This is a genomic window from Micromonospora sp. NPDC006431, assembly GCF_042870725.1.
Classification (GTDB): Bacteria; Actinomycetota; Actinomycetes; order Mycobacteriales; family Micromonosporaceae; genus Micromonospora.
Genome location: NZ_JBIAHQ010000029.1, coordinates 30834 through 47212, shown reverse-complemented (window position 1 = coordinate 47212; position 16379 = coordinate 30834). Strand labels below are relative to the sequence as shown.

Genomic DNA, 16379 nt, shown 5'->3' with positions numbered 1-16379 from the left:
GGGTGTGCGTCACCGCGGCGGGACGTGCGGGACGCCCCGCCGGGGTCAGCGGAGCTGCTGCTGGAACGGCTCCGGCACGGGCCGGCGCGGCCCGACGGCTCGGCGGTCGGCCGGCGCGGGCGCTCCGGTCGAGCCGCGGACGATCAGGGTGGTGGGAATGACGCGGGGGGTGTCGGGAAGCGGCACACCCTCGAAGTACGACAGGAGCATCCGGGCCGCGGCCTCTCCCATCTCGCGCATCGGTTGGTGCACCGTGGTCAGTGGTGGTTCGGTGTGCGCCGCGTACGGGACGTCGTCGAAACCGACGACCGCGACATCCTCCGGGACCTGGCGCCCCGCCTCGCGGATCGCCTGCAGGGCGCCGCCGGCCGACAGGTCGTTGTGGGCGAAGACGGCGTCGAAGTCGATGCCGGCCTCGGTCAGCCCCCGGACGGCGCGGCTGCCGCAGTCGAAGGTGAAGTCGCCCTCGACCACGAGCCGCGGATCCAGTGGCAGGTCGGCGGCCTCGTACGCCGCGACGAATCCGGCCAGCCGCTCCTGGGTGCAGCCGAACTCCTCGCAGCCCTTGATCACCAGTGGCCGGCGCCGACCCAGTCCGAGCAGGTGGCGTGCGGCTGACTCGCCACCCCTGCGGTTGGTCGTGGCCACGGACGGGAACGGCCGCTGATGACCGCGGTCGTCGATGAGGACCACCGGCAGGCCGCCATCGTGCAGCTCGGCAATGCAGTCGAGGCTGCCCTCGGGCTCGATGACCAGCAGCCCGTCGAACGACTTCGCCGAGACCTGCGAGGCGAACTGCCGCAGCGACTCCTCGCCGCGGTTGCAGGTGAAGAGCAACAGCCCGTAACCGGCGCTCTCCACCATGTCGACGGCACCCTGCAGCACCTCGCCCATCCATGGCCAGGTCAGGGCCGGTACCAGCATCCCGACCACCCCGGTCCGGCCGCGGGCGAGACCGACCGCGCGGGCGCTCGGCACGTACCCCAGGTCGCTGATGACGGCCCGGACCCGGTCCGCGGTACGGACGTGCACCTCGCCCTTGCCGTTGAGCACCCGGGAGACGGTCGTCTTGCTCACCCCCGCCCGGGCCGCGACGTCGGCGATAGTGATCGGCACGTGACGCTCCCGGGTCGCAGCGGTGGGGCGGGTATTCCGGAACCGGTTGCGGAACCGGTTGCATCGCAGTGAATCGAAGTGGCGCCGGTCACGTCAATCACGACCAGGTAACGAAACATGGCTAAGTTCAAAAGATTAAAAAAGTGGCTCACGTGCCGGCGTCGGGTGCCGCAAGGATCAGCCCGCTGAGCAGCTTCGATGTCTTCCGGCCGTTCGGTCGGCGCGCTCGGCCTACGGCGTGCCCCGGCGCCGGCGGTGGTCCTCGGACACGCAGTACACGTCGCCGGAGTTGGCCTCGTGCGGCAGCGCCCACAGGTACGCCGCCACCTCCGCCGCCGGCAGCCAGTCCGGCAGGGCGAGGCCCATCTCGTCGCCGAGCGCGACGCTGAACCGGGTGAACCCGAGCCCGGTGAGCCGGTCGAGGCAGCGCGGGGCCAACTCGCGGGTGATCGTGGTGAACTCGAACGACAGCGCTGGCAGCGGCTGGTTCAAGCCGGTCAGCACGGCGTCCTCGAACCCCTCCACGTCGATCTTCACGAAGGCCGGTACGCCGTGCGCGGCGATGAGCCGGTCGAGTGTGGTGGTGGCGACCTCGATCTCGGCGTCCCAGGTCTCGTGCGCCCAGCCCCCGGCGCCGGCCGCCGCCCGGACGAACTGGGGGGAGGCCGTGGAGATGGTCGGATTGGCGGAGTTGACGTGCAGCCGGACCCGGTCCTCGTGCGCCCCGCAGGCGGCCTCGACCACGATGACCCGGTCGTCGTCGCCGTAGAGCGCGCGCAGCGCCCGGACGCAGAGCGGCTGGGGCTCGACGGCCACCACCCGGGCGCCGAGGCGGCGGAAGCTGCCGAGCCGGTCGCCGACGTGCGCCCCGACGTCGAACACCAGGTCGCCGGGGCGGACGAACCGCGCGTAGAAGGCGTCCATCGCCGCGTCCCGGGCCGGGTCGCCGTAGTACGCCTCCAGTGACCGGCGCAGCCCCGACATGGTGGGATCCGCCTTGAGTGCCTCGATCGCCCCGATATGACCGCCCACTGCTCCGACCGTAGCCATGCCGTCGGAAACCCGAAGGCCATTCGGGCAACCTGGCGGTCTGCCAGCAGGCCCAGCCTCCTAGGATGCCCTAGGGGTAGTGACCAAGAGGCCGCAAGTGGCGGCATCCCGCTCGGGGATACCGCCACTTGCGCGATCTGGACTGGGTCGAACGTGATCAGGGGGTGTCGACAACCTCCTGGCCGAGCGGCCAGAGCGCCGCCGGCACGAGCTTGAAGTTCGCCATCCCGAACGGGATGCCGATGACGGTGAGGCAGAGGCCGACGCCGGCGACGATGTGGGAGAGCGCGAGCCACCAGCCGGCCAGCAGCACCCACAGCACGTTCGCGAGGCCGGAGGCGATCCCGGCGCCCGGCTTGGGGACGACGGTGCGGCCGAACGGCCACAGCGCGTACGAGGCGAGGCGCAGCGACGCCACCCCGAACGGGATGGTGATCACCAACGCGAAGCAGATCAGGGCGGCCACCCCGTAGCCCAGGGCCAGGACGAGGCCGCCACCGAAGACGAGCCACAACAGGTTCAGTACGAAGCGCAGCACGCGTCCATGGTGACCGGCGCGCGCAAGATCCAACCAGTCCGCCCCGGTGTCCACCAAGGGCGGCTGGGACACCGGGGCGACGGGTCAGGTCTGGTTGCCCGGTATGTTCTTGTAGTCCTGCGGGCTGACCCCCTGCGGGCGCGGGTCCTTCTGCCGCTGGCCACCGCCCTGGTTGGCGTTGGCCGACCCGCCGAGCGCCTGGATCATCTCGTTCTTGTTCATCTGGTCGACGTTGTCGAGTCCGGCGCGCTCCGCCTGTTTGCGCAGTTCACCGGTCTTCATCTGGGCGGGATCGCGTCCCATCGCTCCTCCTTCGGTCCGGTCCCCCGTCGCTTACCCGTAGCTCGGCGGCAGCAACGTGGGTGGGCGCGATCCGGCGGGGGTCGCCCGCCGCGACCACCCGCCCGTCGCGCAGCGCCACCAGGTGGGTGGCGTGCCGGGCCGCCTGGTGCAGGTCGTGCAGCACGGCCACCAGGGTGCGGCCCTGCTCCTCGTCCAGCCGGGCGCACAGGCTCCCACCGCGGCCCAAACGACCGTTAAGCTCACGGGGTGGGGATCGACGAACTGTATCCGGCCGCGCGGCTGGCCGCCGCCCAGCGCGCCACCGCCGCGGCGGGCCTGGACGCGCTGCTGCTCACGCCCGGCTCCGACCTGCGTTACCTGACCGGCTACGACGCGCACGAGGGGGAGCGGCTGACCTGCCTGGTGCTCCCGGCTGCGGGCGAGCCCACCTTGATCGTGCCGGTCCTGGAGCGCCCGGCCGCCGAGGCGTCCCCCGCCCCGGCCACCGGCGCGCGGCTCGTCGACCACACCGACGGCACCGACCCGTACCCTCTGGTCCGGGCGGCGCTGCCCGGCCCGGTGGCGACGGTGGGGCTGGCCGACCGGATGTGGGCCGAGCAGGTGCTCGCGCTGCGCACCACGCTGCCCGACGCCGCCCAGCGCCTCGCGTCCGAGGTGCTGCGCGAGTTGCGGATCCGCAAGTCGCCCGCCGAGGTGGCGGCCCTCGCCGAGGCGGGCGCCGCGATCGACGCGGTGCACCGGCGGATGGGGGAGTGGCTGCGTCCCGGCCGGACCGAGGCCGAGGTCGCCGCCGACATCGCCGCCGCGATTCGCGCGGCCGGCCACGTCACCGTGGACTTCGTCATCGTCGCCGCCGGGCCGAACGGCGCCAGCCCGCACCACGGCACGTCCGACCGGCCGATCCGGGCCGGGGAGCCCGTCGTGGTCGACATCGGCGGCACCATGCCGTCGGGCTACCGCTCCGACTGCACCCGCACGTACGTCACCGGCGGTCCCGCCCCGGCCGAGTTCACCGACTACTACGCGGTGCTGCACGAGGCCCAGCGGGCGGCGGTGGCGGCGGTGCGGCCCGGGGTGACCGCCGAGGCGGTCGACGCGGCGGCCCGGGACGTGATCAGCGCCGCCGGCTATGGCGACGCCTTCCTGCACCGCACCGGCCACGGCATTGGCCTGGACACCCACGAGGAACCGTACGTCGTGGCCGGCAACCCGCGACCGCTGGAGGCCGGCATGGCGTTCTCGGTCGAACCCGGTATCTACCTCGCCGGGCGGCACGGCGCCCGGATCGAGGACATCGTCGTCTGCACGACGGACGGCGGGCAACGGCTCAACACCACCCCCACGGAGCTCATCGCGCTATGACTGTCGACCGGATCCTCCCCACCGACGAGGCCCACGACCTGCTGGACCTTGCCACCGAACTCGCCGATCGGGAGCTGGCCCCGAAGGCCGCCGGCTTCGAGGAGCGCGCCGAGTTCCCCCGCGAGGTGCTGCGCACCCTGGGCCGGGCCGGGCTGCTCGGCCTGCCGTACGCCGAGGAGCACGGCGGCGCCGCCCAGCCGTACGAGGTCTACCTGCAGGTGCTGGAGATCCTGGCCAGCCGCTGGCTCGCGGTCGCCGAGGCGGTCAGCGTGCACACCCTGTCGTGTTACCCGCTCGCTCAGTTCGGCACCGACGAGCAGCGCAAGCTGCTGCCCGACATGATCGGCGGGGAGCTGCTCGGCGCCTACTGCCTCTCGGAGCCGCAGGGCGGCTCGGACGCGGCGGCCCTGACCACCAAGGCGGTCCGCGACGGCGACGACTATGTGGTCTCCGGCACCAAGGCATGGATCACCCACGCCCGGGTCGCCGACTTCTACAACATCTTCTGCCGCACCGGCGGTCCCGGCCCGAGGGGCATCTCCTGCCTGCTGGCCGACCGGAACACCCCGGGGATCCACCCGCAGGCCGCCGAGCGGACCATGGGGCTGCACGCCTCCCCGGTCGCCCAGATCGCCTTCGACGAGGCCCGGGTGCCGGCGGAGCGGCTGGTCGGCGGCGAGGGGCGGGGCTTCACCATCGCCATGTCCGCGCTGGACTCCGGCCGGCTCGGCATTGCCGCCTGCGCGGTCGGTCTGGCCCAGGCCGCCCTGGACTACGCGGTCGGCTACGCGCAGGAGCGACAGCAGTTCGGCCGTCCGATCATCGAGTTCCAGGGACTGGGCTTCATCGTCGCCGACGCCGCCACCCAGATCTCGGCGGCCCGCGCACTCACGCTGGCCGCGGCGCGGCTGCGCGACGCCGGTCGGCCGTACTCGATCGAGGCGGCGAAGGCGAAGCTGTTCGCGACCGACGTGGCGATGCGGGTGACCACCGACGCGGTGCAGGTGCTGGGCGGTGCCGGCTACGTCGCCGACCATCCGGTCGAGCGGTACATGCGGGAGGCGAAGGTGCTCCAGATCGTCGAGGGCACCAACCAGATCCAGCGGCTGGTCATCTCCCGGTCCCTCGGGAAGGGTTGACGGGCGCGGAGGGCGACCGGCCGGCCCACCGAGCGTGACGCCCGGCGGGCCGGATGCGGCAGGGGAGCGTTCTCTCCGGTAGGTTGCACCGCGTGGAGGAGATCGACCGGGCCATCGTCGCCGCGCTGACCGGGGACGGTCGGCTGTCGTACACCGACCTCGCCGAGAAGGTGGGGCTGTCGGTGTCCGCTGTGCACCAGCGGGTCCGCCGGCTGGAGCAGCGCGGCGTCATCAAGGGGTACGCCGCGCGGGTCTCGTTCGAGGCGTTGGACCTGCCGTTGACCGCGTTCGTGGCGATCCGGCCGTTCGACCCGTCGCAGCCCGACGACGCGCCGGAGCGGCTGGCCCACCTGCCCGAGATCGACTCGTGTTACTCGGTGGCGGGGGAGGACTTCTACCTGCTGCTGGTGCGGGTGGCCGGGCCGGCGGACCTGGAGCGGGTGCTGCAGGAGATCCGTACCGCGGCCAACGTCACCACGCGCACCACCGTGGTCCTCTCGACGCCCTACGAGAACCGCCCGCCGAAGATCAATGCCGACCTGCCTGGTCGGGGTCGTTCCCGGGCGGCGGCGGAGCCGGCTGGTTCCAACGCAGGATGACCTGCCGTCCGTGCTCGTGACCGAGCACGGAGACGGTGGCGGTGTCCAGCCGGAGCAGCCCACCGGCGGACGGGGGCAGGCCGATCCAGCGGGCGCCGATCACCCGCAGGCTGTGCGCGTGGCCGACCAGGGCGACGCTGCCCCGGTCGAGCAGGGGAGCGATCCCGGCCAGCACCCGGTCCGCGCGTTCGCCGGCCTGGGCCGGTGACTCGCCGCCGGGAGCGCCGTCGGTCCAGAGGTTCCAGTGCGGGTTCTCCTCGTGGATGTCCGCAGTGGTGCGTCCCTCGTACTCGCCGTAGTTCCATTCGGCCAGGTCGGGGTCGGTGGCGTCGGCGTCGAGGCCGGCGAGGTGCGCGGTGCACGTGGCCCGCTGCCGGGGGCTGGACAGGACGCGGGCGAAGCGGCGGCCGGCGAGCAGCACGCCGAGCGCGCGGGCCTGCCGCTCCCCGTCGGGGGTGAGCTCCAGATCGGTGTACGAGGTGTGCCGGTGGCTGGCGCTCCAGGTGGTCTCTCCGTGCCGGATCAGCAGGATCTCTCCCATTCGTCCAGTTAACCAGCCACGGCGGTTCCGCGTTCACCTAGTGTCCTAGGATGCCTTACGGGTGGTGCCCACCTCCACGTCCAACGACCGCGTTTCAGCTCTACGACCACGGGGACGCGGTCAGGGAGAGGGCCGAACGGCCCGGGCACCGTTGCCAGCGAAGGGGAGTGCCATGAGCTTCACCGACAAGGCCAAGGCAAAGGCCCAGGAGATGAGCGGCCTCGCCAAGGAGCGGATCGGCGACGCCACCGACAACGAGCGGTTGCGGGCGCAAGGCGCCAGCGAGCAGCGCACGGCGCGGGACCGGCAGAAGGAGGCCGGCCGCAACGTGAAGAACTTCGAGAAGTGACCCGCACGGCGGCGGGCTCCCGGTCTCCGGGGGCCCGCCGCCGCGTGCCGGTGCGGGCCGGGTCGTCGTGCTGACCCGTCCCGTCGTCGTGGGCTCGCATCGGGTACCCGGGTACGGGCTGGTTCTGGGCGGGATGCGCCGCCCGGGCTCGATTGTCCGGTTCCGTTTCGCGGTGCCTCGTCCGGAGCCGGCGGAGGTTTTCCGGGCGGAGGGACGGGGACGCGGGTAGGGAGGGGCGAAGGCCCCCGGTCTGTGGGAACGACGCAGGAGGCGACATGAGCACCGAGAAGGCCAAGGACAGGGTCGAGCGGGTGGCCGGTGCGGCCCGGGCTCGGATGGGTGACATGACCCGGCAGGAGCGGTCGCGGGCGGAGCAGGTGGGGCGGCAGGAGGAGACCCGCGGTGGACGGCCCGGCGAGCGCGTCCAGGAGAGCGAGCAGGACGTGAGTGGTCGCTCCTTCACGAGTTGACCCCCGGCCTGGTGGTGCCCCTGGCGCGCACGTCGTGCCGGGGGCACCGGTGTGTGGCGGGCGGGCGGCCGGCCAACCGGGTGGCCGGGTTACGGTCGCGGCGTGACCGTTGCGCGTTCCCTGGTGCTGTTCGTGTTGGCTGCCCTTGCCGAGATCGGTGGGGCGTGGCTGGTGTGGCAGGGCTGGCGGGAGCATCGGGGGCTGTGGTGGGTGGCGGGCGGGGTGCTGGCGCTGGGCGTGTACGGGTTCGTGGCGACGTTCCAGCCGGACCCGCATTTCGGTCGGATCCTGGCCGCGTACGGGGGTGTGTTCGTGGCGGGGTCGCTGGCGTGGGGTGTGCTGGTGGACGGGTTCCGCCCGGACCGGTGGGACGTGGTGGGCGCGGCGATCTGCCTGCTTGGGGTGGCGGTGATCATGTACGCGCCGCGGGGCGGCTGATCCAGCCGGCGGGAACGCCGTCGCCCGGCAACCCGTGGTGCGGGTGCCGGGCGACGGGTGGTGCGCAGGTCAGTCGTCGCGGTGGGCCGCCCACCAGGCCTGGCCGGTTTCGGGCAGGGTGTCGATCGGGTCGTAGTAGGCGTAGCGCTTGTTGAGCGCTTCGAGGTCGGCGGACTCGATCGAGGTGCGGTAGTTCTTGGTCCAGTAGGAGATGCCGCGGTCGCGGTCGTACTCGGTGAGCATGTGGACCCAGCGCTTGCCGACGAAGGGGACGTCGCAGACGATGCGCGGGGTGGCGTAGCCGGGCAGGTAGCCCATGATGTCGTGCTGGAGTTGCTGGGCGTGCCAGACGGGGACCCGCCAGTGCTCGGCGTTGGGGATCATGTCGCACATGTAGAAGTAGTACGGCAGGATGCCGGCTTCGCCCTGCAGGGCGAAGCAGAGGTCGAGCAGGTCGGGGGTGGTGGCGTTGACGCCGCGCATGAGCACGCCCTGGTTGCGGACGTCGCGGACGCCGACGTCGAGGGCGGTCTGGGCGGCCTTGGCGACCAGTGGGGTGAGCGACTGGGCGTGGTTGACGTGGGTGTGGATGGCGAGGTTGACGCCGCGGCGGGCGGCGGTGCGGGCGACCCGCTCCAGGCCTTCGACGACGTCGGGCTGCAGCCAGTGCTGGGGGAGGCCCATGAGGGCCTTGGTGGCGAGCCGGATGTCGCGGATGGTTTCGATCTCGAGCAGCCGCATCAGGTATGACTCGAGGTTCTTCCACGGCACGTTGGCTACGTCGCCGCCGGAGACGACGACGTCGCGGACGCCGGGGTGGGCCTTGAGGTAGGCGATGTGGGCGTCGTAGCGGTCGACGGGCTTGAGGGTGAGTTTGAGTTTGTCGACGGCGGGGGTGGAGTTGCCGACGAGGTCCATCCGGGTGCAGTGGCCGCAGTACTGCGGGCAGGTGGAGAGCAGTTCGGCGAGGACCTTGGTGGGGTAGCGGTGGGTGAGGCCTTCGGCGACCCACATGTCGTGCTCGTGGAGGCTGTCGCGGCTGGCGTAGGGGTGGGAGGGCCAGTCGGTGCGCCGGTCGGAGGCGACGGGGATCATGTAGCGGCGGACCGGGTCGGCGAGGAAGGCCTCGGTGGTCATGGGCGCGAACGGCACCATGGTGTTGAGCATCTGTGGGGGCACCAGCATGGACATGGTGGCCAGGGCCTTCTGGTCGGCCTCGAGGTCGGCGTAGAAGGTCTCGTCGACGAGGTCGCCGAGGACGGTGCGCAGCTGCTTGATGTTCTTGACGCAGTTGACGCGCTGCCACTGGGCGTTCTCCCACTGTTCGCGGGTGACGTGGCGCCAGCCGGGGAAGCGGGTCCAGTCGGGCTCGACGAGAGGGCGGCGGCGGTATTCGTAGGGCTGTCCGGCGGTGGGGACCGCGGCCGGTGCGGGGTGGGGCGCTGGGATGGTCTCCACCGGTTGGGTCTGGGTCACGGCCCCTCCTGCTGGTCGGTGCGGATGGATCAACGGTCACGAAGGCTACTGGAAAATATCCGGTGAAGAAATTAGTCTGCCGGAAGTTTTCCCGCGACGCGAGTCCTGGCCAGGGGCTTCGAGCGGCTGGACGGAGGAGGGTCGGCGTGACGTCACCGGTGGGACTGCACCGTGTCGTGGAACCCGCGGGGGTGCTGCCGCAGGCGGCCTGGCGGCTGGACGCCGATCCGCGGGTCGCCTCGAACGAGGTGCGGATCCGGGTGGAGCGGCTGAACCTCGACGCGGCGAGCTTCCGGCAGTTGTCGGAGAAGCACGGCGGTGACGGGGAGAAGGTCCGCGCCGAGGTGCTGGAGATCATCTCGACCCGGGGGAAGATGCAGAATCCGGTCACCGGGTCGGGCGGCATGCTGATCGGCACCGTCGAGGAGGTGGGCCGGCGGTCCCCGCTGGGGCTCACGCCGGGTGACCGGGTGGCCACGCTGGTGTCGTTGACGCTGACGCCGCTGACGATCCTCGACGGGCTGGCCCGCTGGGACGGGCGCAGCGAGCAGGTGCCGTGCGACGGGTACGCGATCCTGTTCGCCCGGTCGATCGCGGCGGTGCTGCCGGCGGACCTGCACCCGGAGCTGTCCCTGGCGGTGCTGGACGTGTGCGGGGCGCCGGCGTTGACCGCGCGGGTGGTCGACGAGCAGGTGCAGCGCCGGCGGCGGGCCGGTGACGCCCGGCCGGTGCGGGTGGCGGTGATCGGCGGCGCCGGCAAGAGCGGGTCGCTGTCCCTTGCTGCGGCGCGGCGGGCGGGTGCCGGCCGGACGGTCGGGGTGGTGCCGGTGGTGGCGGAGCGGGACGCGCTGACGGCGGCCGGGCTGGCCGACGTGGTCGCGTTGGCCGACGCGCGGGACCCGGTGGGGTTGTCCACGGCGGTGACCACCGCGTTGGGTGCGCCGGCGGACGTGACCGTGGTGTGCGTGGACGTGCCCGGTTGTGAGCACGGGGCGGTGCTGGCCACCGAGGACGGCGGCACGGTGATCTTCTTCTCGATGGCGACGAGCTTCGCGGCGGCGGCGTTGGGTGCGGAGGGCCTGGCGGCGGACGTGACGATGCTGGTCGGCAACGGGTACGTGCCGGGGCACGCGGAGTTGGCGTTGGAGCTGCTGCGCGCCGAGCCGGGGGTGCGTCGTCTGTTCGAGGCGCGGTTGGCGGCAGACTGACACCATGACGAACCCCTCGACGTTGTACCGCGGCGGCGTGCTGCACTGTCCGGCCGATCCGAGCGCGACCGCCCTGCTGGTGCGGGACGGCCGGATCGCCTGGTTGGGGGCGGACGCGGACGCGCCGGCTGCCGACCGGGTGGTGGATCTGGCCGGTGCGCTGGTGACCCCGGCGTTCGTGGACGCCCACGTGCACGCCACCGACACCGGGCTGGCCCTGTCGGGCCTGGATCTGTCCGGGGTGCGGTCGGCGGGTGAGCTGCTGGACGCGGTGGCGGGGTTCGCGGCGGGCCTGCCGGGTGACGCGGTGGTGCTGGGGCACGGCTGGGACGAGTCGTCCTGGGCGCAGCGGGCGTTGCCGGACGCGGCGGCGCTGGACCGGGCGGCCGGGGGGCGGCGGGTGTATCTGTCGCAGGCGTCGATCCATTCGGCGCTGGTGTCGCGGGCGTTGCTGGCGGCCTGCCCGGACGCGGTGGCCGCCGCCGGGTACGACCCGTCGGGCTGGTTGCGGCGTGACGCGCATCACGTGGTGCGGGCGGCGGCGTTCGCGTCGGTGACCCGGCCGCAGCGGGTCGCCGCGCAGCGGGCCGCGTTGGCGCACGCCGCGTCGCTGGGCATCGCCGCGGTGCACGAGTGCGGCGGCCCGGAGATCTCCGACGAGGAGGACTTCACCGGGCTGCTGGGCATCTCCGGCGCGGGGCTGCCCGAGGTGTACGGGTACTGGGGTGAGCTGCTGGGCGCGGCGCGGGCGCGGGAGTTGGGCGCGGTCGGGGCCGGTGGTGACCTGTTCGCCGACGGGGCGCTGGGGTCGCGGACGGCGCACGTGTCGCAGGCGTACCTGGACGGGGAGCCGGGCGGGTGCGGGCACGGGTATGTGAGCGCCGAGCAGGTGCGGGAGCACCTGTTGGACTGCGCGGCGCACGGGCTGCAGGGTGGTTTCCACGCGATCGGCGACGCGGCGATCTCCACGGTCCTCGACGGGTTCGCGCAGGCGGCGGAGAAGTTGGGGGTGGATCGGCTGCGGCTGGCCCGGCACCGGGTGGAGCACGCGGAGATCATGAACAAGCGGTTGATCGCCGGGTTCGTGGAGTACGGGATCGTCGCGTCGATGCAGCCGGCGTTCGACCGGCTGTGGGGCGGCGCGGGCCGCATGTACGAGTCGCGGCTGGGGTTGTCCCGGTCGTTGGAGTCCAACCCGATGGGTGCGATGCACGCGGTCGGGGTGACGTTGGCGTTCGGGTCGGATTCGCCGGTGACGCCGCTGGACCCGTGGGGGTCGGTGCGGGCGGCGGCGGCGCACCACAACCCGGTGCAGCGGATGAGTGTGCGGGCGGCGTTCGCCGCGCACACCCGTGGCGGGTGGCGGGCGGTGCATCTGGACAACGAGGGTGTCCTGGCCCTGGGCGCGCCGGCGACGTTCGCGGTGTGGTCCACCCCGGCCGGGGTGGACAGGGGTCTGCCGGTGTTGCAGGCCGAGGATCCGGAGCTGCGCGGCGCGGACGATCCGACGCCGCTGCCGGTGTGCCGGGCCACGGTGCTGCGCGGTGACCTGATCTATGAGGAAGGTAGTGCGTGAGCGGCAAGCTTGAGCTGGATCCGGCGCTGGTGGCGCGGGCGCGGGAGTTGGCGCGCCGCGCCGGGCAGCCGGTGGTGGAGTTGGCGCGCAGCCACACCACCGTGTCGGTGGAGCGGGCGGTGCTGCGGCTGGCCGGGGTGACCGGCGCGGACCCGGACGGGATTCCGTGGGTGAACCGGCTCGTCGACGCGGTCGTGGCTGATGTGGGGCTGGGGCACGGGGTGGCCGTGCCGGTGTTCGACGCCTTGGCGCGGGAGCAGATCAGTGACGTGACGTTGCTGGCGCAGAAGGCCGCGGCGGGGTCGGTGCGGTTCACCCAGCCCACCGGCCGGGCGGCGACCGCGGCCGGGAAGGCGGCCCGTAGGGCGGTCGCGGCGGGCGTGCGGCGGATCGACCGGCGCCGTGCCGAGCGGGACCGCCTCGTGCGGCGGTACGGGGACCCGACGCAGCGGCCGTGGATCTATCTGATCGTGGCGACGGGCGACATCTACGAGGACATCCCGCAGGCGCAGGCTGCCGCGCGGGCGGGGGCGGACATCATCGCGGTGATCCGTTCGACGGGGCAGTCGCTGCTGGACTACGTGCCCGAGGGGGCGACCCGGGAGGGGTTCGCGGGCACGTACGCCACGCAGGAGAACTTCCGGCTGATGCGGGCTGCCCTGGACGAGTCGTCGAAGGAGCTGGGCCGGTATGTGCGGTTGACGAACTACGCGTCGGGCCTGTGCATGCCGGAGATGGCGACCCTCGCCGGTCTGGAGCGGCTGGACATGATGCTCAACGACTCGATGTACGGGATCCTGTTCCGTGACATCAACCCGATCCGCACGTTCGTCGACCAGCGGTTCTCGCGGCAGGTGCACGCCCGCGCCGGGATCATCATCAACACCGGTGAGGACAATTACCTGACGACCGCCGACGCGGTGGACGAGGCGCACACGGTGACGGTGTCGCAGCTGCTCAACGAGTATTTCGCGCACGAGGCGGGGTTGGCCGACTGGCAGTTGGGGCTGGGGCACGCGTTCGAGATCAACCCGGATCTGCCGGAGTCGTTCCGGCTGGAGTTGGCGCACGCGTTGCTGGCCCGGGAGTTGTTCCCGGACGCGCCGTTGAAGTGGATGCCGCCGACGAAGCACATGACCGGGGACGTGTTCCGCGGCAACCTGCTCGATGGGTTCTTCAACCTGGTGGGCACCATGACCGGGCAGGGGATCCTGCTGGTCGGCATGATGACCGAGGCGGTGGTGACGCCGTGGCTGTCCGACCGGGACATCGCCCTGCAGAACGTGCGGTATGTGCTGGGTGCCGCCGGTGGGCTGCACGAGGACTTCGTGCCCGCGCCGGGCGGGTTCATCCAGCAGCGTGCCCACCGGGTTCTCGGTGAGGCCGTCGACCTGCTCGACCGCATCGGCGACCAGTCGCTGCTCACGGCGATCGCCGAGGGCACGTTCGGGATCATGAAGCGGCCCGCGGACCGCGGCAAGGGCCTCGACGGGGTCGCGAGGCACGAGGCCGACTACTACAACCCGGCCACCGAGATCCTGGAAGGAGACCGTCCGTGACGGCCCCGGCGGAAAAGAAGATCGTCCGGCCGTACGGGGACACCACCGGCGACGGCATGGTGCAGGTGTCGTTCACGCTGCCGGTGCCGCATGACAAGCGGGCCGAGGGCGCGGCGGTGCAGCTGGCCAACAAGATGGGCATCGACCCGGCGATGCTGGTGCACGCCAAGCAGATGGGCGACGAGTTCACCTTCTTCGTGGTGTACGGGCGGGTGAACCACCTGGTGGACCTGTCGCAGGTGCAGGTGGTGGAAAGGGACTTTCCGCTGCTGTCGGCCAAGGAGGTCAACGCGGTGGTGAAGCAGAAGTTGCGGCGCAAGCTGTCGGTGGTGGGGGCGTGCATCGGCACGGACGCGCACACCGTCGGCATCGACGCGATTCTCAACGTCAAGGGCATCGCGGGGGAGAAGGGCCTGGAGTACTACCGGGAGTTGAAGGTCAGCAACCTGGGCGCGCAGGTCAGCGTTCCGGAGCTGGTGGAGGCGGCCCGGCGGGAGAAGGCCGACGCGGTGCTGGTGTCGCAGGTGGTGACGCAGCGTGACGCGCATCTGCACAACACGCGGGAGATGTCCGCGGCGTTCCGGGAGGCGATGCCGGCCGGGAAGCGGCCGCTGCTGATCGTGGGCGGGCCCCGCTTCGACGAGACGATGACCGGGGAGCTGGGTGTCGACCGGATCTTCGGCCGCGGCACCACCCCCGGCGAGGTGGCCAGTTACCTGGTCCACGCCCTGATCACGAACAAGAAGGCGAGAGCATGAGCGATTCCCGCGTCGGTCTGACGGTGACGCATCGGCGGTACGTGCCGTACTCGCACGCCCACTACGCCGGGAACCTTGTCGACGGGGCGTACGCGCTGGGCCTGTTCGGGGACGTCGCCACCGAGGTGTGCATCCGCACCGACGGTGACGAGGGGCTGTTCGCGTCCTACTCCGACGTCCAGTTCAAGGGTCCGATGAAGGCCGGGGACGTGCTGGAGGTGGTGGCCACGGTGACCCGGGTGGGCACCCGCAGCCGCACCATCGACTTCGAGGCGCGGGTGGTGTGCCGGGGCCGCCCCGACAGGAGCGAGTCCGCCGCCGAGGTCCTCACCGAGCCGATCGTGGCGGTCACCGCGACCGGCACCGTGGTCGTCCCCCCGGCGGCGTGAACGCCGCCGTCTGCGCCGACGTCGGGTCCACGTACACCAAAGCCGCGGTGATCGACCTCGACGGCGGCCGGCTGGTCGCGGCGGCGTCCGCGCCGACCACCGTCGGCACGGACGTGCTGCATGGCCTGGACGCCGCCGTCGGCGCGGCCACCGCCCGCGCCGGGGTCCGGGACCTGCCCTGGTACGTGTGCTCGTCGGCCGGTGGTGGGCTGCGGCTGGCGGTCGTCGGCTACGAGCCGCTCGTCACCGCGCAGGCCGGCCGGCGGGTGGGCCTGTCGGCCGGGGCGAACGTGGTGCACGTGGCCGCCGGGCGGCTCGGCGCGGCCGAGTTGGCCGCGTTGCGCGCCGCCCGTCCCGACGTGGTGCTGCTGGTCGGCGGCACCGACGGCGGTGACGCGGAGACGTTGACGCACAACGCGACCCGGCTGGCGAAGGCCCGCTGGCGGGTGCCGGTGGTCCTCGCGGGCAACGTCGAGGTCCGCGACGACCTGCACGCGCTGCTCGCCGCCGCGAAGGTGCCGGTGACCGTCGCCGACAACGTGCTGCCCCGCATCGGGGTGCTCGCCCCCGCACCGGCGCGGGCGGCGATCCGGGAGGTGTTCCTGCGGCACGTGATCGGCGGGAAGAAGCTGTCCCGTGGCGGCCGGTTCGCCCGGCTGGTGCGGGCGGCCACGCCCGACGCGGTGCTGACCGGGGTGGAGGTCCTCGCCGACGCGCTCGGCGGGGATCTGGCCGTCGTCGACGTCGGCGGCGCCACCACCGACGTGTACTCGGTGCTCACCCCCGACGAGCGGGACAGCGGGCCGGGCCGGGAGGTCGCCGGCACCCTGTGGCGGGCCCGCACCGTCGAGGGGGACCTGGGCATGCGGTGGAGCGCCCCCGGCGTGGTCCGCGCCGCCGCCGAGGAACGTCTGCTCACCCCCGGGGAGGAGGAGCAGTTGGCGGCGGCGGCGGCGGTGCGGGCCGCCGACCCCGGGTTCCTGCCCGCCGACGACTCCGACCGGGCCGCCGACCGGCGTATCGCGGCGCTCGCCGCGACGGTGGCGCTGCGCCGGCACGCCCGCGGCGCGGCCACCGGGGAACGCGCCGGCCGGGACCTGCGCGACGTGAAGCTGATGGTCGGCTCCGGTGGGGTGCTGCGGCACGCGCCGGCCGGCGACGCCGCCGCGGTGCTGGCCACGGTGCTCACCGACCACGCCGGCGGGTGGCCGCTGCCCCGGGCCGCCCGCGCGGTCGTCGACGTCGACTACGTCCTCGCGGCCGGTGGTCTCCTCGCCGCCGACGAGCCGGAAGCGGCGGCCCGGCTGCTGCGTCGGCATCTCGGCGGAGATTGAGCCGCCACCCGGCACGGATCGAGACGCGCCGACGCGACACGCCGTGGCGCAACACACGACAGGCCGGGGTGGGTTGACAGCGGCGGGGGTGCACGCCGTACCGTCTTTGAGTCCTACCAAGGGAAGCGGCTGCTGTTCGCTTCGTCCCTTCGTCCGCTGGCCGAGCGACCCGAG

18 protein-coding genes and 1 pseudogene are annotated in these 16379 nt (G+C 72.7%); 12 read left to right on the top strand and 7 right to left on the bottom strand.

The genetic code is table 11. The features are described from left to right. Positions 1-45: 45 nt before the first annotated feature. The 5 genes and pseudogenes from ACFYM6_RS31850 to fecE all read right to left on the bottom strand — a co-directional run. A complete protein-coding gene (locus ACFYM6_RS31850) occupies positions 46-1116 on the bottom strand; it encodes a LacI family DNA-binding transcriptional regulator (RefSeq protein WP_387281172.1) in 1071 nt (356 codons plus the stop codon). 231 nt (positions 1117-1347) lie between these two features. Further along, the gene (locus ACFYM6_RS31845; RefSeq protein ID WP_387281190.1) at positions 1348-2100 is read right to left on the bottom strand and encodes an FkbM family methyltransferase; all 753 of its coding nucleotides are present in this window, start codon (positions 2098-2100) and stop codon (positions 1348-1350) included. A gap of 223 nt (positions 2101-2323) precedes the next feature. Next, complete coding sequence (locus ACFYM6_RS31840) at positions 2324-2704, bottom strand: YccF domain-containing protein (protein WP_387281171.1); 381 nt, start codon at positions 2702-2704, stop codon at positions 2324-2326. Between the two features lie 84 nt (positions 2705-2788). Further along, positions 2789-3007 carry a hypothetical protein gene (locus ACFYM6_RS31835; RefSeq protein ID WP_387281170.1) on the bottom strand — a complete coding sequence of 73 codons (219 nt, stop codon included), beginning with the start codon at positions 3005-3007 and terminating at the stop codon, positions 2789-2791. After that, a pseudogene (gene fecE / locus ACFYM6_RS31830) lies at positions 2973-3215 on the bottom strand (Fe(3+) dicitrate ABC transporter ATP-binding protein FecE); the annotation flags it as partial. The pseudogene fecE and the gene ACFYM6_RS31835, both read right to left, overlap by 35 nt. A gap of 38 nt (positions 3216-3253) precedes the next feature. Here fecE and ACFYM6_RS31825 point away from each other — a divergent pair. From ACFYM6_RS31825 to ACFYM6_RS31815, 3 genes are all read left to right on the top strand, one after another. After that, a complete protein-coding gene (locus tag ACFYM6_RS31825) occupies positions 3254-4369 on the top strand; it encodes a M24 family metallopeptidase (protein ID WP_387281169.1) in 1116 nt (371 codons plus the stop codon). Beyond that, a complete protein-coding gene (locus ACFYM6_RS31820; RefSeq protein ID WP_387281168.1) occupies positions 4366-5508 on the top strand; it encodes an acyl-CoA dehydrogenase family protein in 1143 nt (380 codons plus the stop codon). The genes ACFYM6_RS31825 and ACFYM6_RS31820 overlap by 4 nt, the downstream gene beginning before the upstream one ends. 92 nt (positions 5509-5600) lie before the next feature. Next, entirely contained in the window at positions 5601-6107 is a 507-nt protein-coding gene (locus tag ACFYM6_RS31815; protein ID WP_073835121.1) for an Lrp/AsnC family transcriptional regulator, read from the top strand. Here ACFYM6_RS31815 and ACFYM6_RS31810 read toward each other — a convergent pair. After that, on the bottom strand, positions 6037-6648 hold the full coding sequence (locus ACFYM6_RS31810; RefSeq protein WP_387281167.1) for a histidine phosphatase family protein: 612 nt from the start codon (positions 6646-6648) through the stop codon (positions 6037-6039). The two genes, ACFYM6_RS31815 and ACFYM6_RS31810, sit on opposite strands and share 71 nt — an antisense overlap. Positions 6649-6820: 172 nt before the next feature. Here ACFYM6_RS31810 and ACFYM6_RS31805 point away from each other — a divergent pair, with 172 nt between their 5' ends. From ACFYM6_RS31805 to ACFYM6_RS31795, 3 genes are all read left to right on the top strand, one after another. After that, positions 6821-6997 (top strand): CsbD family protein, encoded by a 177-nt coding sequence (locus ACFYM6_RS31805; RefSeq protein WP_387281166.1) that lies wholly within the window; start codon positions 6821-6823, stop codon positions 6995-6997. 275 nt (positions 6998-7272) lie between these two features. Next, positions 7273-7467, top strand: a complete 195-nt coding sequence (locus ACFYM6_RS31800; RefSeq protein ID WP_387281165.1) for a general stress protein CsbD — start codon at positions 7273-7275, stop codon at positions 7465-7467. A 102-nt stretch (positions 7468-7569) separates the two neighbouring features. After that, positions 7570-7905 (top strand): YnfA family protein, encoded by a 336-nt coding sequence (locus ACFYM6_RS31795; protein WP_073835117.1) that lies wholly within the window; start codon positions 7570-7572, stop codon positions 7903-7905. A 69-nt stretch (positions 7906-7974) separates the two neighbouring features. On the opposite strand, the gene ACFYM6_RS31790 is transcribed toward ACFYM6_RS31795, so the two are convergent. Then, the gene (locus ACFYM6_RS31790; RefSeq protein ID WP_387281164.1) at positions 7975-9381 is read right to left on the bottom strand and encodes a KamA family radical SAM protein; all 1407 of its coding nucleotides are present in this window, start codon (positions 9379-9381) and stop codon (positions 7975-7977) included. 146 nt (positions 9382-9527) lie between these two features. Between ACFYM6_RS31790 and ACFYM6_RS31785 the strand changes: the two genes are divergently transcribed. Genes ACFYM6_RS31785 through ACFYM6_RS31760 form a run of 6 tightly spaced genes read left to right on the top strand, consistent with a single transcriptional unit; the run spans position 9528 to position 16205 of the window. Further along, the gene (locus ACFYM6_RS31785) at positions 9528-10589 is read left to right on the top strand and encodes a zinc-binding alcohol dehydrogenase (RefSeq protein ID WP_387281163.1); all 1062 of its coding nucleotides are present in this window, start codon (positions 9528-9530) and stop codon (positions 10587-10589) included. A 4-nt stretch (positions 10590-10593) separates the two neighbouring features. After that, positions 10594-12165 (top strand): amidohydrolase, encoded by a 1572-nt coding sequence (locus ACFYM6_RS31780; protein ID WP_387281162.1) that lies wholly within the window; start codon positions 10594-10596, stop codon positions 12163-12165. Beyond that, positions 12162-13724 carry a lysine 5,6-aminomutase subunit alpha gene (locus ACFYM6_RS31775; protein ID WP_387281161.1) on the top strand — a complete coding sequence of 521 codons (1563 nt, stop codon included), beginning with the start codon at positions 12162-12164 and terminating at the stop codon, positions 13722-13724. The genes ACFYM6_RS31780 and ACFYM6_RS31775 overlap by 4 nt, the downstream gene beginning before the upstream one ends. After that, complete coding sequence (locus ACFYM6_RS31770; protein WP_357438871.1) at positions 13721-14482, top strand: OAM dimerization domain-containing protein; 762 nt, start codon at positions 13721-13723, stop codon at positions 14480-14482. The genes ACFYM6_RS31775 and ACFYM6_RS31770 overlap by 4 nt, the downstream gene beginning before the upstream one ends. After that, the gene (locus tag ACFYM6_RS31765) at positions 14479-14871 is read left to right on the top strand and encodes a hotdog domain-containing protein (RefSeq protein ID WP_387281160.1); all 393 of its coding nucleotides are present in this window, start codon (positions 14479-14481) and stop codon (positions 14869-14871) included. The genes ACFYM6_RS31770 and ACFYM6_RS31765 overlap by 4 nt, the downstream gene beginning before the upstream one ends. Continuing rightward, positions 14868-16205, top strand: a complete 1338-nt coding sequence (locus ACFYM6_RS31760; RefSeq protein WP_387281159.1) for a glutamate mutase L — start codon at positions 14868-14870, stop codon at positions 16203-16205. The genes ACFYM6_RS31765 and ACFYM6_RS31760 overlap by 4 nt, the downstream gene beginning before the upstream one ends. Positions 16206-16379 lie beyond the last annotated feature (174 nt).

What these genes read in the sequence shown, in the direction of transcription:
- ACFYM6_RS31845 (WP_387281190.1), bottom strand. Translation starts at nt 2,100, where the DNA reads ATGTCGGGGCTGCGCCGGTCACTGGAGGCGTACTACGGCGACCCGGCC.
- ACFYM6_RS31835 (WP_387281170.1), bottom strand. Translation starts at nt 3,007, where the DNA reads ATGGGACGCGATCCCGCCCAGATGAAGACCGGTGAACTGCGCAAACAG.
- ACFYM6_RS31820 (WP_387281168.1), top strand. Translation starts at nt 4,366, where the DNA reads ATGACTGTCGACCGGATCCTCCCCACCGACGAGGCCCACGACCTGCTG.
- ACFYM6_RS31810 (WP_387281167.1), bottom strand. Translation starts at nt 6,648, where the DNA reads ATGGGAGAGATCCTGCTGATCCGGCACGGAGAGACCACCTGGAGCGCC.
- ACFYM6_RS31805 (WP_387281166.1), top strand. Translation starts at nt 6,821, where the DNA reads ATGAGCTTCACCGACAAGGCCAAGGCAAAGGCCCAGGAGATGAGCGGC.
- ACFYM6_RS31800 (WP_387281165.1), top strand. Translation starts at nt 7,273, where the DNA reads ATGAGCACCGAGAAGGCCAAGGACAGGGTCGAGCGGGTGGCCGGTGCG.
- ACFYM6_RS31780 (WP_387281162.1), top strand. Translation starts at nt 10,594, where the DNA reads ATGACGAACCCCTCGACGTTGTACCGCGGCGGCGTGCTGCACTGTCCG.
- ACFYM6_RS31765 (WP_387281160.1), top strand. Translation starts at nt 14,479, where the DNA reads ATGAGCGATTCCCGCGTCGGTCTGACGGTGACGCATCGGCGGTACGTG.